Below are 22,228 nucleotides of genomic sequence, written 5' to 3'. Positions count from 1 at the left end.
GCGGTCCCCGGATCGCGATGCGCCGCGGCCCTGACTCGAGCTGTCGTCACCTCGGTACTCGCCGGAACGGTCACGCGCCGGCGACGCGCCCCGACCGGAGCCCGGGCTCCCCGGGCCCCTGCGGTCAGGGAATCGCTCACCGGACTGTGGCGCTCCACGTCCACCACGGCTCGACGCACCCCGGTTCCCCGTCGCCGGCCGCGCTTCACCGTTGCGGCGCTCGGCCGAACCCCGAGCGGAATCCCAAGGCTTCGCTGGCCGTTCGTCCCGGCCTCCGCGACGTCCTGCCGGCTTGTCGCGGCGACGCTCGTCGCCGCCGGAACGGTCGCGATCGTTGTCGTTCATTCGACCACCGCGCCCGGCTCGAGGCGGGCGCCGCGCGCCCAGTCGAGGGCTGCCATCATGCGTTTGCCTTGTGGCTGAACCTGATTCAGGCGGACCGCGGTCGTCGCGGTGCCGACGTAGACGCCGGTTTTGCGGATCTCGATGTGCCGCTCCGGCAGTTCGTCTTCCACCAATTCGACCGGGCCGAGCTTGAGCCGGTTGCCGGCGACAACAGTCCAGGCGCCGGGGGCGGGGGTGACGGCGCGGATGCGGCGGCTGATGGCGAGGGCGGGCTGATCCCAGCGGACCCGCGCCGCCTCCACCGATAGTTTCGGCGCGTAGGACACTCCCTCGGTGGGCTGCGGAACCGCTTGCAGGGTCCCATCTTCCACGCCGTCGAGAGTCTTCTCCAACAGGACCGCACCGCTGTCGGCGAGCCGGTCCAGCAGCTCGCCCGCGGTGTCGGTGACGGCGATGCGTTCGGTCACCACGCCGAAGACCGGCCCGGTGTCGAGTCCGGCCTCGATCTGGAAGGTGGAGGCGCCGGTGAATTCGTCGCCCGCGTCGATGGCCGCCTGCACCGGCGCCGCACCCCGCCAGGCGGGCAGCAGCGAGAAGTGCAGGTTGATCCAGCCGAAGCGCGGAATGTCGAGCACCTGCTGCGGTAGCAGCGCGCCGTAAGCGACCACCGGGCAGCAGTCGGGCGCCAATTCGGTGAGCTGAGCGACGAATTCGGGATCGGAAGGGCGCGCGGGGGTCAGCACCGGGATGCCGTGTTCGTCGGCCAGCTTGCCGACCGGCGACCGGGTGACCTTGCGGCCGCGGCCGGCGACGGCGTCAGGGCGGGTGATCACCGCGACCACCTCATGACGTGGAGAGTCGATGAACTGCCGCAGCGACGGCACCGCGGGTTCGGGTGTGCCCGCGAACACGATCCGCATCAGCGACTCCGCTCGGCGACCGACCGGCTGGGGCGCACGGTGATTCCGGCGGCGAACCAGTCCGATTCCCGGATCGAGCGCATCGCGTCCTTGCGGTCGGCGGGCTCGAGCCGGTCGATGAACAGCACGCCGTCGAGGTGATCGGTCTCATGCTGCACACAGCGCGCAAGCAGCCCCTCGGCGTCGAACTCGACCGGCGCGCCGGTCATATCCACGCCGGTGGCCCGTACTCGCAGCGCCCGGCGAGTGTCGTAGCGCAGGCCGGGGATCGACAGGCAGCCTTCCGGCCCGATCTGCTCGTCGTCGCCGAGCACCGTCCAGCTGGGATTGACCAGGTGACCGGCGGCGTCGCCGGTGTCGTAGACGAAGACCCGCAACCCGACCCCGATCTGCGGGGCGGCCATGCCGACTCCGCCGTCGTCGTGCATGGTCTCGGTCAGGTCGGTGACCAGCTGCCGCAGCTCACGATCGAATTCGGTGACCTCCGCCGCGCGGGCTCGCAGGATGGGGTCGCCGAACAGGCGAACGGGCTGAATGGTCACGGCGGCTCCCGGGAGTACGGAGGAAAGTCGGTCGCCCCATTCTAGAGAGCACGCCGGACCGGCCGGAGATCCCGGATCCCGCGACCGATTGCTGGTACAAATCCGGTGCGGTCCGGGCGGGGTGTCGAGCCCTCCGTCCGGCCGTCCCCGGCTCGGCTCAGATATTGCCCCCGATGACGACCTGCGGGATGCCGGTGCCCAGCTGCACCGGTTCGCACACCGGGGTGGGCGCCGTGGCCGGATCGAGAGCTTCCAGCAACAGCTGCATCACGAACGGGTCGTACACCATGTGGAAATGTCCGGTCAGATTGGCCGGGCAGCGATCCTGGATCACGACGTTCTCCGCGCCGGGACCGTGCAGCGCGATGTTCTCGAACGGCTGGATCATCTCGTCGACGCGGCTGCCGATGGTCACATAGTGCACGCCGGGCACGGTGTCGCCGCCGGCGTTCAGTTCCAGCATGACCGGCGAACCCTGCGCCTGCTGCACCGCGGCCAGCGAGGTGACCTGCGCGAATGCCTCCAGCACGCCGGGGATGGCTTGCGCGATCGGCACCAGCCCGTACATCACCCCGCCGTAGCTGGGCGAGGCCAGCCCGACCCAGCGACCGACATTCGGGGCTCCGCCGAGCTTGTTGATGTAGTAGCGGGTGACGTTGGCACCCTGCGAAAAACCGACCAGATCGACCTTCTCGGCGCCGGTCGCGGCGAGCACCTGATCGACGAAGCCACCGATCTGGTGCGCGCTCAGCCGCAGGTCCTCGGTGCCGAAGCTCACCGCCCCCGGCTTGCCGCCGTAGTTGAGCGCGAAGACGCAGTACCCTTCGGATGCCAGCAGCGGCGCGATGGCCGACCAGTCGGAGTACGCGCTGGCGTCGGTACCGTGGGCCAGGATGACCGGGCGCGGATGGGCGGCCGACGGGGTGCAGCCGAAATCATTGGTCCCCTCCGGCACGGCGTCCGGATGCGATTTCATGTACAGCGCGGCGGCCAGATGGTCCGGTTGCGGCGGCGCCGACGCGGTCGGTACCAGCGGCGGTCGATATCCGGGCGGCTGGGCCCCTGCCGACCCGGACAGCGCCGTTGCCGAACCGATGAGCACGACGGCCGCCGCGAGGCCCGCGAGCGCGGCGCGACCCCGTTGTGACATTCCCCGACCCCACAAACCGCATGTTTGTTCCATATCACAATGATCTACCCGATCCGCGCGAAAAGCGCGCCCTGGCCGGGGTATTCACCACCCCGTTACTTTTCGGGGCTCTCGTCGTCGGCCAGGATGCGATAGAGCGACCGGCGGGCTTCGGTGAGCACCTCGGCGGCCTTGGCCGCCTGCTCCGGCGTACCGGCCGCGGCCACCTGGGCGACCGCGCCCATGAGCTGGCCGACGAGCGCGCGCAGGTCGATCGCCTGCGCTCCCACGTCCTGTTTGACGTCGGCCCACGGGTCGCCGAGCTCCTCGCGATGCTCCTCGACGTAGGTGGTGCCGGATTCGGTCAGCTTCGCGGTCTTGCGACCGGCGACCTTCTCGATGAGCACCAGACCTTCGTCTTCCAGCTGCGCCAGCGCGGGGTAGATGGATCCCGGGCTCGGCCGCCACAGATCGTCGCTGCGTTCGCGGATCTGCTGGATGAGTTCGTAACCGTGCATGGGGCGTTCGGTCAGCAGCAGCAGGATGGCGGCGCGGACGTCACCGCGCCTGCCGCGGCCGCCGCGACCACGTCCGCGGCCGAAACCAGGGCCGAAGCCCGGCCCGAAACCGGGGCCGAAGCCCGGGCCGAATTCCGGACCCCAGCCGTGCCGTCCGCCGCGACGGAACTGTCCGCGGTGCGGCCCGCACTCATCGAATCCGGGTCGTTGCCTGCCGCCGTGACGGCCATGCCCGCGGTGCTTTTCTGCGTTTTCCATGTCGAGCCTCCTCAGACTCCGATGTTGTTGAACACTATCAACGATATATCGGCAATCTATTTGCGACAACCCTCGATCTGCGATCCGCCGCACACCGCCGGCCTGCCACCCCGCGGCCGGATGGCAGGCCAGCGCTCGATCAGGGGTCAGGCGGCCAGCGAATCGATCCAGCGCCCCAGCCGCTCCCCCTCCGCCTCCATCAGGCTCGGATCACGAAAGGTGTTGGTGAGCAACGAAATACCCTGATACGCGGCAATCAACGCGACGCCGAGTTCGGCCGCATCCGCGCGACCCATCTCCTCGAACTGCCTGCGCGCCCAGTCCACCAGCACTCGCATGGTGTCGGCGACCTCCGCGTCCAGCACCTCGGGCCGCTTATCCATTTCGGAGGCGAGCGTGCCGAACGGGCAGCCGAACTGCGCCGCCTGATCGCGCAGGTCGACCCAGCCCGCGATCAGCGCGCGCAGCCGCTCGCGCGGCGTGCCGAGGCCATCGAGCTCCTCGAGCAGGTGCCCCAACCTGCGCCGATGCGCCTCGACCGCGGCCTCGATCAACTGATCCTTGGTCTTGAAGTAGTAGTAGACATTGCCGACCGGCACTTCGGCCGTCTTGGCGATATCGGCGATGGTGGTCTTTTCCACGCCACGTTCGTAGAAGACCTGAACGGCGGCGTCCACCAAACGCTCCCGTTTTCCTGCCTTCACCGCAGCCTGTGAGTCAGTCATACAACTAACTGTAGACAAGCGTGGGGCACATCGGCTACGTTGACTTAGTCAGCCAACTAACTAAGGACTTCATGATGATCGTGGTAACCGGTGCAACCGGAAATGTCGGCACCCCGCTGGTCGGCGCCCTGGCGGCAGCCGGCGCGAACGTGACGGCCGTATCGCGCACAATCGAGCCCGGCAGGGTGCTGCAGGGAGTGCGCGCCCAGCAGGCGGACGTCACCGATCCGGAGAGCCTGCGACCGATCCTCGATGGCGCCGAGGCCCTGTTCCTGCACGACACCGGCATGAGCGCGCACCTGATGCGCCCGGCGGACATCCTCGATGTGGCCAAGGCCGGCGGTGTCCGTCGCGTGGTGCTGCTGTCGTCGCAGGGTGTGGTCACCCGGCCGGACTCGGTGTCGCACGGCAGCACCGCACGCGCATTCGACGCGGCCGTGCGGCAATCGGGACTCGACTGGACCATCCTGCGGCCGGGCGCTTTCCACTCGAACGCTTTCGCCTGGGTGCCCTCGGTACGCGAGGCCCGGACGGTGGCAGCGCCGTTCGGTGATGTCGGGCTGCCGATCGTCGACCCCCGCGATATCGCCGGCGTCGCCGCGGCCGCCCTTCGGTCCGACGGGCACGCCGGCCAGGTCTACACCCTCACCGGACCCGAGCTGAGCACGCCGCGACAGCGGGCCGAAGCGCTGGGTTCGGCCCTCGGCGAGCCGGTCCGGTTCGTCGAACAGACGCGGGCGCAGGCGCGGGAGCAGATGCTGGCCTTCATGCCCGAACCGGTGGTCGAGACCACCCTCGACATCCTCGGCGCGCCGACCGAGGAGGAGCGCCGGATCAGCACCGACGTGGAAACGGTGCTCGGGCGTCCGGCCCGGCCGTTCGCGGACTGGGCGCGAGCACATATCGCCGCGTTCCACTGAGCAAGGCCGCCTCGGAGGTCGGGTTCAGGCCGGGCTACGTCGTCAACGATCGGCCCATGGCATCCGATGCCGAAGGTGCCGGTCCGGCGTCCGGCGAAACGGCCCTCGCCGGCACGGACACGGTGCAGGTGGCACAGCCTGCCACGTCCGGCGATCGCTCGATGCCGCCGCCGGCGTCCTGCACATCCAGCGAGCTGTCCGCGAATTGCGGCCTCGGCGCAGGACACACAGCCTGCACCGCGACGCAGAGGATCACCCGATGGCGACACAGCGGTCTGCACCGCCAGCGAGCGGTAGGCCACGTGCGCCCTCGGTGCACGATGGCCGACCTACCGCAGCCCTGCGGCGAGCGTCATCCGATGTCGACGGGGTCGATCTGCACGCGCAGCGGGGCGTCGGAACGCTGCGCGCTGCGGACTGCTTGGGCTGCGGTGAGGGCTCGCGACAACGCGGTGGCCTCCCGGCGGGGCGTGCGCAGCAGGATGCGTTCGACCTCGGCGGGGGAATCGCCGGTGAAAGGCTTGCGCGCGAAGGGGGGCAGCGGCACCGGGCCGAGTAGGTCGGCCGATTCGGGAAGCGTTGCGGCGGCGAGGAGTTCGGTGATGGCCTCGGAGGTGCCGTCGACGGCGGCCATGCGGACCGCGGGCGGGAAGCCGACCTCGGCGCGGCTGTCGACCTCGGCGCGAGCATGGCCGATCGGATCCCAGCGGATGAGAGCCTGCACCGTCGGGATGGACGGTTCGGCCATCACGAGCACCTGGCCGTGGGCGCGGACCAGGGCGGCGGCGCACATCCAGCGGCGCAGGGCGTCCTCGGCCGCACGCAGGTCGGCACGGCCGAGCAGCGCCCACCCGTCGAGCAGCAGGGCGACACCGTAGCCGCCGGGCAACACGGGTTCGGCGCCGACGGTGGCGACCACCACCTGCGGCCCGGGTTCCACGGTGTCGAGGACGGCGCCGCCGCCGGAACCGCGGATCGGGACGCCCGGGAATGCCCGCCCTAGCTCTTCCGCGGTGCGGGTCGCTCCGATCACCACGGCCCGGAGCGCCCGCGAACCGCAAGCCGCGCAACGGAAACCGGCTTCGGTGCGGCCGCACCAGCGGCAGGCGGGACTGTGCGCCACCTCCGCCGATTCCGGGCCCGCTTGCCCGCGCTCGGGCAACGCGAGCGGCCCATTGCAGTGCCGGCAACGCGCGGGCGTTCGGCATTTCCCGCACGCCAGGGCAGGGACGTAGCCCCGGCGCGGCACCTGGACCAGGACCCCGGCGCCTTCCTTCAGCGCGGACCTGGCCGCCGCGAAGGCAGCCCCCGGAATTCGCACCGCCCGCGCGACGGGGTCGCGTTCCAGGGCGAGATCGGTGTCGCCCGGCGCACTGATCCGTGGCATGGCCGAACGCAGCGTCGCCCGGTCGGCAACCAGATCGTGGGCCCAGCCGGAGTCGACCACCGCCTGGATCTCGGCGGTCCGCGCGAACCCGCCCGCCACGAAGGCCGCACCCGTCTCGTGGGCGCGCAGCATCGCCACTTCCCTGGCATGCGGGTAGGGCGCGCGCGGCTCGGCGTAGGTGTCGTCGCCGTCATCCCACAGGGCGATCAGGCCGAGGTCCTGGGCGGGGGCGAACACCGCCGCGCGGGTACCGACGACCACCCGCGCCGTGCCGCGCAGCACCGCCAGCCAGCGCCGATACCGCGCCGCGGGCCCGAGCCCCGCCGACAACCCCACCGCCTTGTCCCCCACCAACCGCTGGCATTCGGCCAGCACCCGATCCAGATCCCGCTGATCGGGCACCATCAGCACCGCACTGCGCCCACCGGCAACCACGACCGCCGCGAGCTCGGCCAACCGCACCGCCCACTGCTCCCCCGGCAACGCCTGCCACGCCGCCCGCACGCCCCGGCCGTCCGCCAGTGCCTCGAGGAAGCTCGCACCGTGCAGGTATCTGTTCCAGGACACGAGATCGACACCGGCGCGGTCCAGCAGCTCGGCGGGGGTAGCCACCGCTTGCGACGCTGTCGCTTCGGCGGGCCGGCCACTCGGGCTCTTCGACGCGTCGGGGTTGGTGGGCTCGTGTGGAGCGCGCGGCCGGCGAGACCCGGGCACCGCATCCGAGGCATCCTGCTCACTCGAACCGGGCAGCACACCTGCCCCCTGCGACGCGTCGGAGTTGGGGGGCTCGTGTGGAGCGCGCGACCGGCGAGACCCGGGCACCGCATCGGGGACATCCTGCTCACTCGAACCGGAAGGCTCACCTGGCCCTCGCGACACATCGAGATCATCCGGCACATTCGAACCGTGCGACCGGCCGCGATCTGCATGGTGCGCGGCCGCCACTGGAATCGCCTCGGTCTCCGAGGTTTTCGAAGTTGTCGAGCTACCGGGGGCACTGTGCGTCGGATGCTGCGCTGCCACGGCCCGATCGCCGCGGAGGTCATGCTGCCGTTCACCGCCGTCGTCGGTGCCCGATGTCGCCGAACGGATGTCGTCATCGGTCCGAGAGTCGCCCGCAGGTGGCGCGATATCCGGTGCGGTGGCGGACGTATCGTCTTCGCCCGCAGCGCTATTCGTGACCGGGGCTGCCTTGACCGGCTTGGACTGTGCCGTCCCCCCGTTCTCGGTGCGCGCGTGCCGAGGCGGAATCGCCAGGCGCAGCACGTCGGCGCGGCTGCCGGCGTACCGGGCGGCCACCGAGGTGACCAGGCGCAGGATTTCCGGGGTGAGGACGCGTTCGGCGGACACCACGCGATCCAGCGGCACCAGTTTGCCGGTGTGGTCGCTGGCGGCGAGCCGGTCGAGGAGATAACCGTCGACCAGGCGCCCGGCGAACCGGACCCGCACCCGCACGCCCGGCTGTGCGATCTCGTCGAATTCGGGCGGAACGAGATAGTCGAAATCGCGGTCCAGATGCGCCGGGGTCAGCAGCGGGAGCACCCGCGCGATCGGCAGCGCGAGGCCCGGTTCGGACGGTGTGGACAGCCCCGACACAGCCGACACCCCCGGCGACGGTTCGTCGCCGGGGGTGTGGTCGGCCGCGAGTTCGTCCACCCGGGCGCGGAAACTACAGGCCGGCGGCGGCGCGCAGCTTGTCGGCGCGGTCGGTGTGCTCCCAGGGCAGGTCGACGTCGGTGCGGCCGAAGTGGCCGTACGCGGCGGTCGGCGCGTAGATCGGGCGCAGCAGGTCCAGGTCGCGGATGATCGCGCCAGGACGCAGGTCGAACACCTCGGTGATGGCGCCGGCGATGCGCGCCGGATCCACCTTCTCGGTGCCGAAGGTCTCCACGAACAACCCGACCGGAGCGGCCTTGCCGATGGCGTAGGCGACCTGCACCTCCACCCGGTCCGACAGCCCGGCTGCGACGACGTTCTTGGCGACCCAGCGCATCGCGTAGGCGGCCGAGCGGTCGACCTTGGACGGGTCCTTACCGGAGAACGCGCCACCACCGTGGCGGGCCATGCCGCCGTAGGTGTCGACGATGATCTTGCGGCCGGTCAGGCCCGCGTCACCCATCGGGCCGCCGAGCACGAACTTGCCGGTGGGGTTGACCAGCAGCCGCACATCGGACACGTCGAGGCTGGGCAGCGCCAGATCGGCCAGCACCGCGTCGACGACCTTCTCGCGGATATCGGGGGCGAGCAGGTTGTCCAGGTCGATATCGGCGGCGTGCTGAGTGGAGATGACGACGGTATCCAGCCGAACGGGCCGGTCACCGTCGTATTCGATGGTGACCTGGGTCTTGCCGTCGGGCCGCAGGTAGGGCAGCACACCCGACTTGCGGACCTCGGTGAGCTTGCGCGAGAGCCGGTGCGCCAGCGCGATCGGCAGCGGCATCAGCTCGGGGGTGTCGGTGGTGGCGTAGCCGAACATCAGGCCCTGATCACCGGCGCCCTGCTGTTCGATCTCGTCGTCGGAGCCGCCGACGCGCGCCTCGTGCGAGGTGTCCACGCCCTGCGCGATGTCCGGCGACTGCGCGCCGATCGCGATGTTGACACCGCAGGAGTTTCCGTCGAAACCCTTTGCCGAGGAGTCGTATCCGATCTCGAGCACCTTCTCCCGGACGATGCGCGGAATGTCCGCGTACGCCTCGGTGGTGACCTCACCGGCGACATGCACCTGGCCGGTGGTGACCAGGGTTTCCACCGCCACCCGGCTGCGCGGGTCCTCCGCCAGCAACGCGTCGAGGATGGAATCGCTGATGGCGTCACAGATCTTGTCCGGATGACCCTCGGTCACGGACTCACTGGTGAATAGCCGACTGCCGGTCGTGCGCACAGTTGTTCCCTCTCCCTCAACGGGTTGCTCTTCTCGGTTTGCGACCCTAGCGCCGCATTGCCGCTGGTGCGATGCCTACGGTCGGCGACATCGCTCGTCGCGGCGGCAACGGTGCCACGCCGGGCGCGAACCCTGATCCCAGACTATTCCAAACCACCGACGCGCCGGTCCGCCGTCCCGGACCGCGGTCCCGGCTCGCGATGGCATCGTTCGATTTCCCGTTCCCATTAGACGCTGCCGCCGGGCTGTCGCGCATGCAGTTGGCACGATTACCTCGCTCCCGCAATGCATCTCGCAGCACCCCATGGTCGGCGGCCGGGCGGGCCGCTCAGCTCAGCAGCGGCCCGAGCGCATCGAGCACCCGGCTGGCCAGCAGCGCCTTGGATCCGTGGTCGAGTGCCTGCTCGGTGCCGTCGGCGCCGAGCAGCCAGCCGTCGTTGGTGTCGACTTCGAACGCCTTGCCTTCACCGACCGCGTTCACGACGAGCAGATCGCACCCCTTGCGGGCCAGTTTGGCGCGCGCGTGGGTGAGCACGTCGCCGTGTTCGTCACCGGTTTCGGCGGCGAATCCGACGATCGCGGTCCCAGGTAGCTGTCCGTCGGCGCGGGCCTGGACCAGACCGGCGAGAATGTCGTCGTTCTTGGTCAGGGCGATGGTGTCGGGTTCGCCGGCACCCTTCTTGATCTTGGCCGCGGCCACGTTGGTGGGCCGGAAATCGGCCACCGCCGCCGCCATGATCACCGCGTCCGCACCGGCCGCGTGCTTGTCCACCGCGGTCTTGAGCTGTTCGGCGGTGGTGATGTGCACCAGTTCGACGGCCGCGGGTGCCGCCATCTCGATGGTGTTGCCCGCGATGAGCGTGACGTGCGCGCCGCGCTGGGCCGCGACCCGGGCCAGGGCGTAACCCTGCTTACCGGAGCTGCGGTTACCCAGGAAACGCACCGGGTCCAGCGGTTCCCTGGTGCCACCAGCGGTGATGACCACCCGGCGGCCCTCGAGGTCACGCGGAATGGCGTCGGCGCGCTCGAGCAGCAGCGAGGCCAGTCCGAAGATCTCCTCGGGTTCGGGCAGACGTCCCGGACCGGTGTCGGTGCCGGTGAGCCGGCCCGAGGCCGGTTCCATCACATTGGCGCCGTGCGCGCGCAGGGTGGCGACGTTGGCGACGGTGGCCGGATGCTCCCACATCTCGGTGTGCATCGCGGGCGCGAACAGGATGGGACATCGCGCGGTGAGCAGAGTGGCGGTGAGCAGATCGTCGGCGCGGCCGGTGGCGGCACGCGCCATCAGATCGGCGGTCGCGGGCGCGATGACGACGAGGTCGGCTTCCTGGCCGAGGCGCACATGCGGCACTTCGGGCACGTCGGAGAAGACCCCGGTGTTCACGGGATTGCCGGTGAGCGCCTCGAAGGTGGCCTTGCCGACGAACTGCAGGGCGGACTCGGTGGGAATGACCCGGACCTCGTGCCCGGTTTCGGTGAAGCGGCGCACCAGCGCGCACGCCTTGTAGGCGGCGATGCCCCCGCCGACCCCGACAACGACCCGTGTGGTCATTGCGCCTCCTGTGTTGTGCGGGACACCAGCGCCCGATGTGCCCGGCGAGCCGCGGTGCCGTGCACCGGTCTCACCGGGACGTGGTCACTCGCCTTCGGTGTGCTCGAGCAGGTCGGCGTGGATCTCACGCATGGCCACCGACAGCGGCTTCTCCTGCGCGATGGGCTCGACCAGCGGGCCGACGTATTCGAGGATGCCGTCGCCGAGCTGGTTGTAGTAATCGTTGATCTGACGTGCCCGCTTGGCGGCGTAGATGACCAGGGCGTACTTGGACGAGGTGCGCTCGAGCAGCTCGTCGATCGGCGGGTTGGTGAGGCCGATCGGAGTGTCGTAGGCGGGCGCGGAGATGGTGTCCGTACTGCTCACTAGGGGGGCTCCTGCGGGTTGTTGACCGATGTTGTCGCGGACGGGTGTCACGAACTCGAATTTGTGCTAACGAACAACGATACCAACTGCTCGCAGGCGCTGGTCACCTCGTCGTTCACGATCACGATGTCGAACTCGTCACAGGCGGCCAGTTCGGTGCGTGCGGTCTCCAGCCTGCGCTCGATGACCTCCGGCGATTCGGTGCCACGCGAACGCAGCCGCGATACCAGCTCGTCCCAGCTGGGCGGGGCCAAGAACACCAGCAGCGCTTCCGGCATCGCCTTGCGGACCGAGCGGGCGCCTTCCAGATCGACCTCGATCAGCACCGGCAGGCCTTCGGCCAGCGCCGCGCGGACCGGGGCGGCCGGGGTGCCCGAGCGCTGGAGTCCGCCGTGGATATCGGCCCATTCGAGCAGATCCCCGGCCTCGATCATCGCGTCGAACTCTTCGCGGCTGACGAACCGGTAGTCACGGCCGTCGACCTCCCCGGGCCGGGGGGCCCGGGTTGTGGCCGACACGCTGAACACCAGGTGCGGTAGGCGTTCGCGAACGCAGCGCACCACGGTGGACTTGCCCACGGCCGAGGGGCCGACCAGAACGACCAGCCGACCCTTCGTCATGTGTTCGACCACCGGCGGTTGTCAGGCGCCGAGGTCGAACTTGGCCAGCAGGGCCTTGCGCTGCCGATCGCCCAGACCGCGCAGACGGCGGGTGGGAGCGATCTCCAGCTCGGTCATGATCTCGGCCGCCTTGACCTTGCCGACCTTGGGCAGGGCCTCGAGCAGGGCCGACACCTTCATCTTGCCGATGATCTCATTGGTCTCGGCGTCGTTGAGGACGCTCTTCAGGTCGGTGCCGCCACGCTTCAAGCGATCCTTGAGCTCCGCCCGAGTGCGGCGAGCGGCCGCCGCCTTCTCCAAAGCAGCGGCGCGCTGCTCGTCAGTCAGCTGGGGAAGGGCCACGGTTCCTCCGTCTCATCGTTCATTGCATCAACTACTGCCCAATTACCCGGCAGTGACAGCGACCGTACCCACGACCGCGGCCGATTGCGAACCCACCCCCCAGGTCAGCGCATGATTCGACGATGCCGTAGGGGACGCCGGACGCAATGCCGAACCCGGCTCGCCCACCCTTCCGAACACTGGTTCGAATCCACGAAACAGCCTGCACGCAGGGCGTTTTCGTACACGGGACGAATTAGCGGGGCGGTTGCCACGGCGCCGTCACCGCCGCCGGCAAACCCACAACCCCACGACCAGGAACTTTCTGGAAAATTTCTGCGTGTCGCTGCGGAAATGATGTGCGTGTCGCGTGCCGGGCATCCTGTGCGCGAACATCGGACCGCATGCGTGGAGCGCGCAGACCCCGCCATCGGGCCCATGGGCGACGGCCCACGGCGCGCCGCGGCGACGCGATGTGCACGGGACAGGCGCGCCGAACAGGGCCGTAGCGGCAGGCAGACGCGTCTATGGGCACTGACAACGCCGCGCCGGGTGCCCGGGCCGCCAACTGACCACATAGCGTTTCAGCGGGCCGTCAGGACACCAGCAAACGCACCTCATGCACTGGCGCATCACACACCGGCGCCGGACATGGATCAGGCCCGGCCCGAGGGGTGGGCGGGCCGGACCTGATGTCCCCCGCAAGCGCGAGGTGCTGTGATGGAAAACCGCCGACTATTGCCCCGCCGGAGATCCCCCGATCAACCTCAACAGCATCTCACCGCCGCGACGCCAATACCAGCACCCCGGCCGTTGCGTCGTGGATGAGACACCCGTGCCGAAACGGCCGCCGGGTACGCGATGATCGTGTACCGCGGGCGCTGACTAGGCCTGGAGGAAACCGAATTCTTCCTGAAGGGCCGCCACGCGCGCACGCAGCGCGGGCACCGACGGCCCCTCGCGCAACACCTCACGGGAGGCGTTGGGCACCACACCGCGCAGCAGGTGCCGCGGGACCAGGCCGCGAATCGACTCCGCTCCCCCGCCCTGCGCGCCGACCCCCGGCATGAGGATCGGCCCGTTGAGCGCGCCCAGATCCGGCGCCTCGGTGAGGGTGGCGCCGACCACGACACCGACCGAGCCGAAGCCGTCGCCGGCGTTGCGAGCCGCGGCGGCGTCGACGACCGTCTGGGCGATGGTGCGCCCGTCGCCGGCGGTGATCCGTTGCAGTTGCGCGCCTTCGGGGTTGGAGGTCGCGGCGAGCACGAACACCCCGCGGTGGTTGGCCTGCGCCAACTCCAGGGCCGGATCGAGCGAGCCGAAGCCGAGATACGGCGACACCGTCACCGCGTCCGAGCTCAGCGGGCCGTCGCCGAGCCAGGCGCGGGCGTAGGCGTCCATGGTCGAGCCGATATCGCCGCGTTTGGCGTCGGCCAGCACCAGCGTGCCGGAATCGCGCAACACCTCGATGGTGCGCTCGAGCACCCCGATCCCGCCCGCGCCGTACACCTCGAAGAACGCCACCTGCGGTTTGACCAGGGCGACGCAGCCGTCGAAGGCCTCCACGCAGATCTCGGCGAAGGCCTCCAGACCGTCCACGTCGTCGGTCAGGCCCCACTGGGCCAGCAGGGCCGGATGCGGATCGATGCCGACGCACAGCGGCCCGAACTGCCGCATCGCGTGCTGTAGCCGGTCGCCGAAGGTCTGCACCGATCCCGCTCCGCTCTCCTGGTCGTGGCTCACCCGCGCAGTACCGCGTGCAGTTCCTGCAGCGAACGCACCCCGATGCCGCCGTTGATGGTGGCCTCGATGCCCTGCACGGCCGCGGCCGCACCCTGCACTGTGGTGATGCAGGGGATGTTCACACCCACTGCGGCACTGCGGATCTCGTAGCCGTCCACGCGGGGGCCGGAGTTGCCGTACGGGGTGTTGAACACCATGTCGACCTCGCCGTCGCGGATCTGCTCGACAATGGTCGGCTCGTCGGCCGGACCGTCCTCGGAGTGTTTGCGCACCCGCTCGCACGGAATGCCGTTGCGGCGCAACATCTCCGCGGTGCCCTCGGTGGCCAGGATGCGGAAGCCCAGATCGTTGAGCCGCTTCACCGGGAACACCATGGCGCGCTTGTCGCGGTTGGCGATGGAGACGAACACCGTGCCCTCGGTCGGCAGCGAACCGTAGGCCGCGGCCTGGCTCTTGGCGAAGGCCGTACCGAAATCGGCGTCGATGCCCATGACCTCACCGGTCGACTTCATCTCCGGCGACAGCAGCGAGTCCACGCCGGAGCCGTCGGCCTTACGGAACCGGTGGAACGGCAGCACGGCCTCCTTCACCGCGACCGGGGCGTCCAGCGGGACGTGCCCGCCGTCGCCCTCGCCGGGCAGCATGCCTTCCTTGCGCAGCTCGGCGATGGTGGCGCCGAGCATGATCCGCGCGGCCGCCTTGGCCAGCGGCACCGCGGTGGCCTTGGAGACGAACGGCACGGTGCGGCTGGCACGCGGGTTGGCCTCGAGCACGTAGAGCACGTCGTCCTTGAGCGCGTACTGCACATTGAGCAGGCCCTTGACACCGATGCCCTTGGCCAGCGCCACCGTGGAGCGGCGCACGGCCTCGATATCGCTGCGGCCGAGGGTGATCGGCGGGAGCGCGCACGCCGAGTCGCCGGAGTGGATGCCGGCCTCCTCGATGTGTTCCATCACACCGCCCAGGTACACCTCATCGCCGTCGCAGAGCGCGTCGACGTCGATCTCGATGGCGTCTTCGAGGAAACGGTCGACCAGCACCGGATGCTCCGGGTTGAGTTCGGTGGCGCGGGAGATGTAGCCCTCGAGCGAAGTCTCGTCGTAGACGATCTCCATGCCGCGACCACCCAGCACATAGGACGGGCGCACGAGCACCGGGTAGCCGATCTCGGCCGCGATCTTCTTGGCCTGCTCGACGGTGGTGGCGGTGCCGTACTTCGGCGCGGGCAGACCCGCCGCGACCAGCACGTCACCGAATTCGCCCCGGTCCTCGGCCAGGTCGATGGCGGCGGCACTGGTGCCGACCACGGGCACACCGGCGTCGGTGAGCCGCTGCGCCAGACCGAGCGGGGTCTGGCCGCCCAGCTGCACGATGACGCCGGCGACGGTGCCGGATTCGGTCTCGGAGTGGTAGACCTCGAGCACGTCTTCGAAGGTCAGCGGCTCGAAGTAGAGGCGATCGGCGGTGTCGTAGTCGGTGGAGACGGTCTCCGGGTTGCAGTTGACCATCACCGTCTCGTAGCCGGCCTGCGACAGCGTCTGCGCCGCGTGCACGCACGAGTAGTCGAACTCGATGCCCTGACCGATCCGGTTCGGGCCCGAACCGAGGATGATCACCTTCTCGCGTTCACGCTGCGGCGCGACCTCCGATTCGGCGGCGGGATCGAGCTCGTACGCGGAGTAGTGGTATGGCGTCTTGGCCTCGAACTCGGCGGCGCAGGTGTCGACGGTCTTGAACACCGGGCGCACCCCGAGCCGGTGGCGCAGCGCGCGCACCCCGCTCTCGCCGGCCAGTTCCGGCCGCAGCGCGGCGATCTGGCGGTCGGACAGGCCGTAGTGCTTGGCCTGACGCAGCAGCGACTCATCCAGCACCGGCGCGTCGAGCAGTTCCTGACGCAGCTCGACCAGGCCGGCGACCTCGGCGACGAACCACGGGTCGATGCCGGAGGCGGCGGCGACGTCATCGATGCTCGCGCCAAGGCGCAGCGCCCGCTCGACCTGGTAGATGCGGCCTTCGGTGGGCACCCGCAGGTCGTCGAGGATGGCGGTGATCGCGGCCTGGACGTCGGCGGGAGCATCTGAGGCCGGAGCCCACTGTCCGTCGTCGGTGGTCCAGAATCCGGCGGACTTGGTCTCCAGCGAACGCAGCACCTTGCCCAGCGCCTCGGCGAAGTTGCGGCCCAGCGACATCGCCTCGCCCACCGACTTCATGGTGGTCGTCAGCGTGCCGTCGGCGCCGGGGAACTTCTCGAACGCGAACCGCGGCGCCTTGACCACGACGTAGTCCAGCGTCGGCTCGAAGCAGGCCGGGGTTTCCTTGGTGATGTCGTTGACGATCTCGTCGAGGGTGTAGCCGATGGCCAGCTTGGCGGCGATCTTGGCGATCGGGAAGCCGGTGGCCTTGGAGGCCAGCGCCGAGGACCGCGACACGCGCGGGTTCATCTCGATGACGATCAGCCGGCCGTCGGCCGGGTTCACCGCGAACTGGATATTGCAGCCGCCGGTGTCCACGCCGACCTCGCGCAGGATCGCGATGCCGAGATCGCGCATCTTCTGGTATTCGCGGTCGGTCAGCGTCATGGCCGGGGCCACGGTCATCGAGTCGCCGGTGTGCACGCCCATCGGGTCGACGTTCTCGATGGAGCAGACGATCACGACGTTGTCGCGGCCGTCGCGCATGAGCTCGAGCTCGTATTCCTTCCAGCCGAGGATGGACTCCTCGATCAGGACGTTCGCGGTCGGCGAAGCGGCCAGGCCGCCGCCGGCGATGCGGTCGAGGTCCTCGTCGTTGTAGGCCATGCCGGAACCGAGGCCGCCCATGGTGAACGAGGGCCGCACGACCACCGGGAAGCCGAGTTCGGCGACGGTGTCGCGCACTTCGTCCATGGTGAAGCAGACCCGCGAGCGGGCGCTCTCGCCGCCGACCTTCGCGACGATGTCCTTGAACTTCTGCCGGTCCTCACCGCGCTGGATGGCGTCGAAGTCGGCGCCGATCAGCTCGACGCCGTACTTCTCCAGCACGCCACGCTCGTGCAGCGCGACGGCGGTGTTGAGCGCGGTCTGCCCGCCGAGGGTGGCCAGGATGGCGTCGGGGCGTTCCTTGGCGATCACCTTCTCGACGAACTCGGGAGTGATCGGCTCGACGTAGGTGGAGTCGGCGAACTCCGGGTCGGTCATGATCGTGGCCGGGTTGGAGTTGACCAGCGAGACCCGCAGGCCCTCCGAACGCAGCACCCGGCAGGCCTGGGTGCCGGAGTAATCGAACTCGCAGGCCTGACCGATGACGATCGGGCCCGAGCCGATCACCAGGATGTGGTTCAGATCGGTGCGGCGAGGCATCAGGCTCCTTCCATCAGACCGGCGAAACGGTCGAACAAGTACGCGGCGTCATGGGGGCCGGCGGCGGCTTCGGGGTGGTACTGCACGGAGAACGCGCGACCGTCGACCAGGCGCACGCCCTCGACGGTGCCGTCGTTGGCGCAGACGTGGCTGACCTCGGCCTTGCCGAACGGGGTGTCGAACTGCTCACCCTGCTCGCCTTCGAGGGCGAAGCCGTGGTTCTGCGCGGTGATCGAGATGCGGCCGGTCTCGTGCTCGACGACCGGGATGTTGATGCCGCGGTGGCCGAACTTCATCTTGTAGGTGCCACGGCCGAGCGCCCGGCCCAGGATCTGGTTGCCGAAGCAGATGCCGAACAGCGGCAGGCCGGCACCGAGGATCTGGCGGGTGAGCTCGACCGCGCCGTCCTGGGTGGCCGGGTCGCCCGGACCGTTGGACAGGAACACGCCGTTCGGCTTCAGCTCCTGGATCTGGTCGAACGAGGTACCCGACGGCACCACATGCACGCGGATGCCGCGTTCGGCGAACATGCGCGGGGTGTTGGTCTTGATGCCGAGGTCGACGGCGACCACGGTGAAGCGATGCTCGCCGGTGGGCTCGATGGTGTAGAGGCCGTCGGTGCTGACCTCCTCGGCCAGATCCGCGCCGAGCATGGACGGCTGGCCGTTGACCCTGGCCACCAGTTCGTCGACGGAGGCGGCGACGGCGTCACCGCTGAAGATGCCCGCCTTCATCGAACCGCGGGTGCGCAGATGCCGCACCACCGCACGGGTGTCGATGCCCGCGATGCCGACGACGTCCTGCCGTCGCAGCTCCTCGGGCAGTGTGCGGGTGGCGCGCCAGTTCGAGGCGCGGCGCGCGGGGTCGCGCACGGCGTAGCCGGCGACCCAGATCTTGCTGGACTCGTCGTCCTCGTCGTTCCAGCCCGTGTTGCCGATCTGCGGGGCCGTGGCCACCACGATCTGGCGGTGATAGCTGGGGTCGGTGAGAGTTTCCTGATAACCGGTCATCGCGGTGCAGAACACCGCCTCACCCAAGGTCTCGCCGACGGCGCCGTAGGAGGTGCCACGGAAAACCCGGCCATCCTCCAGCACCAAGGCCGCTTCGTTCTTTCCGCTCATCCCTCGTCTCCCGTCGTCATCTGTGCCCACGCCGGATACACCGTCTTGTCGTCTCCTCGGAATCCGGTGTCGATCTCGGTCCCGGTCGGCAGCTTCCAGCGAATCACCAGCACACCATCTTCTGTCATCACCTTGCCCGCGTGCCCGCGTTCGGTGCGCACCGCGGTGATCGATTCCTGCGGGATCCAGATCACCGACGCGCCATCGCGCTCGAGCAGGATGCCTTTCTCGAACCGGGTGAGTTCGGCATTGGCCCGGAAGCCCAGGTCGCCGACCGCGATCCGGTCCTGCCAGCTCGGCGCCATGGTGCTGCCGAGATAGAGGCCGGTGGTCGGTTCGAGCAGCTGAGCGCCCAGTTCCTGCGGCACCGGCGGCAGTTCGCCGATGCGCTCGGCCTGCCGGGCGGCCCGGTTCTGCCAGCCCCGGTACATCAGGTAGATCAGCACGGCCCACAGCAGCGCCAGCCCGACCACCCACAATGTGCGTTCCATTACGACTGCCCTCCGCTGCGCGCCGGCGACGCCGCCACACCGTCGCGGGCGGTGATCCGGCCGCGCAGCAGGGTGGTGGTGACCCGAGCGGGCAGCGTCATGTCCTGGTACGGGGTGTTGTCGGAGATGCTGGCGAGTTCCTTCGCCCGCACCGTCCAGCTGGCGTCCGGGTCGACCAGCACCAGGTTCGCCGGTTCACCGACCGCGATGGGCCTGCCGTGCTCATCGAGCCCGACGATCTCGGCGGGCCGCTCACTCATCACCTTCGCTACCCCGCGCCAATCCAGCAGACCCGGGCGGACCATGGTCTCCACCACGATCGACAGCGCCGTCTCGAGCCCGAGCATGCCGGGGCGGGCGGCAGCGAATTCGCAGCACTTGTCCTGTTCGGCGTGCGGGGCGTGGTCGGTGGCGACGCAGTCGACGATGCCTTCCGCCAGCGCCTGCCGCAGCGCGACGGCATCGGAGGCCTCGCGCAGCGGCGGATTCACCTTGTTGACCGCGTCGTAGGTTTCCAGCCGCGAATCGTCGAGCAGCAGATGATGCGGGGTGACCTCGGCGGTGATCGCGATGCCCTGCGACTTGGCCCATTTGACCAACTCCACGGTGCCGGCGGTGGAGGCGTGGCAGATGTGGACGCGGGCGCCGGCGTCACGGGCCAGCAGCGCGTCGCGGGCGACGATGGATTCCTCCGCGGCGCGCGGCCAGCCGGCCAGGCCCAGGCGGGCGGCGGTCGGGCCCTCGTGCGCGACGGCGCCGACGGTGAGCCGCGGCTCCTCGGCATGCTGGGCGATCAGCACCCCGAGCGAGTTCGCGTACTCCAGGGCGCGCCGCATGATCAGCGGGTCGTAGACGCAGTGACCGTCGTCGGAGAACATGCGCACCGCGCCGATTCCGGCGGCCATGGTGCCCATCTCGGCGAGCTGCTTGCCTTCCAGGCCGACGGTGACGGCGCCGACCGGGTAGACGTCGACCAGGCCGACCTCCTGCCCGCGCCGCCACACATGGTCGGTGACCACATGCGAATCGGCCACCGGGTTGGTGTTGGCCATCGCGAAGACCGCGGTGTAGCCGCCGAGTGCGGCGGCGGCGGAACCGGACTCGATGGTCTCGGTGTCCTCGCGGCCGGGTTCGCGCAGGTGGGTGTGCAGGTCGACGAAGCCGGGCAGCAGGACCTGGCCCGTGCCGTCGATGATCTCGGCGCCGTCGATGACACCCAGATCGGTGGCGATATCGCGGATCTCACCGTCGGCGACGAGCACGTCCACCGGCTCGCCCTCGCCGTAGACGAGCACGCCCTTCAGCAAAACGGAGTCGCTCACGCCACGGCCTCCTGAGTCCCCACCAGCAGCCGGAACAGCACCGCCATTCGCATATGCACTCCGTTCGTCACCTGTTGCAGCACCGCGGCCCTGGGCGAATCCGCCACCGACGACGCGATTTCCATACCGCGCAGCATCGGGCCCGGGTGCAGCACCACCGCGTGCTCGTCCAGCAGCGCCAGCCTGCGTTCGGACAGGCCGTAATTCACCGCGTACTCGCGGGCCGACGGGAAGAACCCGCCGTTCATCCGTTCGGCCTGCACCCGCAGCATCAGCACCGCGTCGGCGCCGGGCAGTTCGGCGTCGAGGCTGTGCGAGACCCGCACCGGCCAGCCCTCCACACCGGTCGGCAGCAGAGTGCGCGGCGCGACCAGCACCACTTCCGCGCCGAGCGTGGACAGCAGGAAGGCGTTGGAGCGGGCGACCCGGCTGTGCAGGATGTCGCCGACGATCACCACGCGCCTGCCCTCGATGGTGCCGAGTCGCTGGCGCAGCGTGAGCGCGTCCAGCAGGGCCTGGGTGGGGTGCTGGTGGGTGCCGTCGCCGGCGTTGATGACCGCGGGGACCGATCCGCCGGTGGTGAGCGCCCAGTCCTCGAACCAGCGCGCGATCTGATGCGCCGCACCCGAGGCCGGATGGCGCACGATCAGCGCGTCGGCGCCGGCGGCGTGCAGGGTCAGCGCGGTATCGCGTAGCGATTCGCCCTTGGCGACCGAGGAGCTGCTGGCGCTGACGTTGATGACGTCGGCGCTCATCCACTTGCCCGCGACCTCGAACGAGACGCGGGTGCGGGTGGAGTTCTCGAAGAACACCGTCATCACGGTGCGCCCGCGCAGGGTGGGCAGCTTGTGCACCTCGCGACCGAGCAGCGCCTGTTCGAAACGTTCGGCCTCGTCCAGCAATTCGGTGGCGACGTCGCGACTCAGGTCGGCGACCGTCAGTAGATGCCTCACGCTTCCTCCTGGTGCAGGTACACACCGTCGCGGCCGTCGTGTTCGGTGAGCAGCACCGAGATGTCCTCGGTGCGGGCGGTCGGCACGTTCTTGCCGACGAAGTCGGCGCGGATCGGCAGTTCGCGGTGACCGCGGTCGACGAGCACCGCGAGCTGCACGGCGCGGGGACGGCCGAGGTCGCGCAGGCCGTCGAGGGCCGAGCGCACGGTGCGGCCGGAGAACAGCACGTCGTCGACGAGGACGACGAGCGCGTCCTCGATGCCGCCCTCGGGCACCGAGGTGCGTTCCAGCGGACGATGCGGGCGACTGCGCAGGTCGTCGCGGTAGAGGGTGATGTCGAGCGAGCCGAGCGCGGGGCGGACGCCGGAGAATTCCTCGATCTTGTCCGCGAGCCGGGCCGCCAGGGTGGTGCCGCGGGTCGGGATGCCGATCAGCACCACGCGGGGCGCGGCGGGGTCGCCCGAATCCAGGGCGGTCTTCTCGATGATCTGATGCGCGATGCGCGCGATGGTGCGGCCGACGTCGGAGGGAGACAACAGTTCCCGTCCCGCCGCTACCCATGCCGGAGTGTGACGCTCCGAGGGGCCGGTTGCCCCGGCGGCGTCGCCGCTGCCCGCCGACGTCGCTTCGGCAGCGCCGGACGCGGCTGCCCGTTCTTCGGGCACAGCCATCCCGACCTCCTTCCCCGCCTCACCGGACGGTCCGTTAAAGGATGTCTTACGCCGAGCAGCCTATCAGCCCGCCGCGGCGGCTTTTCACCAGGTGAGGGGTGGATA

At 69.7% G+C, this 22,228-nt stretch carries 19 protein-coding genes; 1 reads left to right on the top strand and 18 read right to left on the bottom strand.

Annotation, left to right across the window (positions count from 1 at the left end):
* Positions 1–341: 341 nt before the first annotated feature.
* The 5 genes from fmt to FEK34_RS09720 all read right to left on the bottom strand — a co-directional run bounded on the left by fmt (position 342) and on the right by FEK34_RS09720 (position 4,437).
* Positions 342–1,265, bottom strand: a complete 924-nt coding sequence (gene fmt / locus FEK34_RS09740) for a methionyl-tRNA formyltransferase (RefSeq protein WP_138447463.1) — start codon at positions 1,263–1,265, stop codon at positions 342–344.
* Complete coding sequence (gene def, locus FEK34_RS09735) at positions 1,265–1,807, bottom strand: peptide deformylase (RefSeq protein WP_138447462.1); 543 nt, start codon at positions 1,805–1,807, stop codon at positions 1,265–1,267. Before def ends, fmt begins: the two co-directional genes overlap by 1 nt.
* Before the next feature lie 157 nt (positions 1,808–1,964).
* Positions 1,965–2,957, bottom strand: coding sequence for an esterase/lipase family protein (locus tag FEK34_RS09730; RefSeq protein ID WP_138447461.1), 993 nt, complete (start codon positions 2,955–2,957; stop codon positions 1,965–1,967).
* Positions 2,958–3,052: 95 nt separating this feature from the next.
* Positions 3,053–3,712: a PadR family transcriptional regulator gene (locus FEK34_RS09725; RefSeq protein ID WP_138447460.1), complete on the bottom strand. Its 660-nt coding sequence runs from the start codon at positions 3,710–3,712 to the stop codon at positions 3,053–3,055.
* 146 nt (positions 3,713–3,858) lie between these two features.
* Positions 3,859–4,437 (bottom strand): TetR/AcrR family transcriptional regulator, encoded by a 579-nt coding sequence (locus FEK34_RS09720; RefSeq protein ID WP_138447459.1) that lies wholly within the window; start codon positions 4,435–4,437, stop codon positions 3,859–3,861.
* Positions 4,438–4,508: 71 nt separating this feature from the next.
* Here FEK34_RS09720 and FEK34_RS09715 point away from each other — a divergent pair, with 71 nt between their 5' ends.
* Positions 4,509–5,357, top strand: coding sequence for an NAD(P)H-binding protein (locus FEK34_RS09715; protein ID WP_249358910.1), 849 nt, complete (start codon positions 4,509–4,511; stop codon positions 5,355–5,357).
* Positions 5,358–5,709: 352 nt separating this feature from the next.
* Here FEK34_RS09715 and FEK34_RS30710 read toward each other — a convergent pair whose 3' ends face one another.
* The 13 genes from FEK34_RS30710 to pyrR form a co-directional block, all read right to left on the bottom strand.
* The gene (locus FEK34_RS30710; RefSeq protein ID WP_432760941.1) at positions 5,710–8,340 is read right to left on the bottom strand and encodes a hypothetical protein; all 2,631 of its coding nucleotides are present in this window, start codon (positions 8,338–8,340) and stop codon (positions 5,710–5,712) included.
* 73 nt (positions 8,341–8,413) lie between these two features.
* On the bottom strand, positions 8,414–9,625 hold the full coding sequence (metK, locus tag FEK34_RS09700; RefSeq protein ID WP_138447458.1) for a methionine adenosyltransferase: 1,212 nt from the start codon (positions 9,623–9,625) through the stop codon (positions 8,414–8,416).
* 328 nt (positions 9,626–9,953) lie between these two features.
* The gene (coaBC, locus tag FEK34_RS09695) at positions 9,954–11,177 is read right to left on the bottom strand and encodes a bifunctional phosphopantothenoylcysteine decarboxylase/phosphopantothenate--cysteine ligase CoaBC (protein ID WP_138447457.1); all 1,224 of its coding nucleotides are present in this window, start codon (positions 11,175–11,177) and stop codon (positions 9,954–9,956) included.
* 84 nt (positions 11,178–11,261) lie between these two features.
* Positions 11,262–11,543, bottom strand: coding sequence for a DNA-directed RNA polymerase subunit omega (rpoZ, locus tag FEK34_RS09690; RefSeq protein ID WP_036537817.1), 282 nt, complete (start codon positions 11,541–11,543; stop codon positions 11,262–11,264).
* 47 nt (positions 11,544–11,590) lie between these two features.
* Entirely contained in the window at positions 11,591–12,163 is a 573-nt protein-coding gene (gmk, locus tag FEK34_RS09685) for a guanylate kinase (protein WP_171048114.1), read from the bottom strand.
* A 21-nt stretch (positions 12,164–12,184) separates the two neighbouring features.
* A complete protein-coding gene (gene mihF / locus FEK34_RS09680) occupies positions 12,185–12,505 on the bottom strand; it encodes an integration host factor, actinobacterial type (RefSeq protein ID WP_014351725.1) in 321 nt (106 codons plus the stop codon).
* A gap of 864 nt (positions 12,506–13,369) precedes the next feature.
* Positions 13,370–14,194: an orotidine-5'-phosphate decarboxylase gene (gene pyrF, locus FEK34_RS09675; protein ID WP_138447588.1), complete on the bottom strand. Its 825-nt coding sequence runs from the start codon at positions 14,192–14,194 to the stop codon at positions 13,370–13,372.
* A 29-nt stretch (positions 14,195–14,223) separates the two neighbouring features.
* Complete coding sequence (gene carB / locus FEK34_RS09670) at positions 14,224–17,565, bottom strand: carbamoyl-phosphate synthase large subunit (protein ID WP_138447455.1); 3,342 nt, start codon at positions 17,563–17,565, stop codon at positions 14,224–14,226.
* Complete coding sequence (carA, locus tag FEK34_RS09665; protein WP_138447454.1) at positions 17,565–18,686, bottom strand: glutamine-hydrolyzing carbamoyl-phosphate synthase small subunit; 1,122 nt, start codon at positions 18,684–18,686, stop codon at positions 17,565–17,567. Before carA ends, carB begins: the two co-directional genes overlap by 1 nt.
* Positions 18,683–19,177: a transporter gene (locus tag FEK34_RS09660; RefSeq protein WP_138447453.1), complete on the bottom strand. Its 495-nt coding sequence runs from the start codon at positions 19,175–19,177 to the stop codon at positions 18,683–18,685. Before FEK34_RS09660 ends, carA begins: the two co-directional genes overlap by 4 nt.
* Positions 19,177–20,499 carry a dihydroorotase gene (locus FEK34_RS09655; RefSeq protein ID WP_138447452.1) on the bottom strand — a complete coding sequence of 441 codons (1,323 nt, stop codon included), beginning with the start codon at positions 20,497–20,499 and terminating at the stop codon, positions 19,177–19,179. Before FEK34_RS09655 ends, FEK34_RS09660 begins: the two co-directional genes overlap by 1 nt.
* Positions 20,496–21,452: an aspartate carbamoyltransferase catalytic subunit gene (locus FEK34_RS09650; protein ID WP_138447451.1), complete on the bottom strand. Its 957-nt coding sequence runs from the start codon at positions 21,450–21,452 to the stop codon at positions 20,496–20,498. The genes FEK34_RS09655 and FEK34_RS09650 overlap by 4 nt, the downstream gene beginning before the upstream one ends.
* Entirely contained in the window at positions 21,449–22,123 is a 675-nt protein-coding gene (gene pyrR, locus FEK34_RS09645; RefSeq protein ID WP_138447450.1) for a bifunctional pyr operon transcriptional regulator/uracil phosphoribosyltransferase PyrR, read from the bottom strand. Before pyrR ends, FEK34_RS09650 begins: the two co-directional genes overlap by 4 nt.
* Positions 22,124–22,228: the final 105 nt, after the last annotated feature.

The sequence above is a fragment of the Nocardia cyriacigeorgica genome (assembly GCF_005863245.1).
In the GTDB taxonomy this organism is placed as follows: domain Bacteria; phylum Actinomycetota; class Actinomycetes; order Mycobacteriales; family Mycobacteriaceae; genus Nocardia; species Nocardia cyriacigeorgica_C.
Note: the sequence above shows the minus strand (reverse complement) of the source record. Positions and strands in the feature narration are given on the sequence as shown.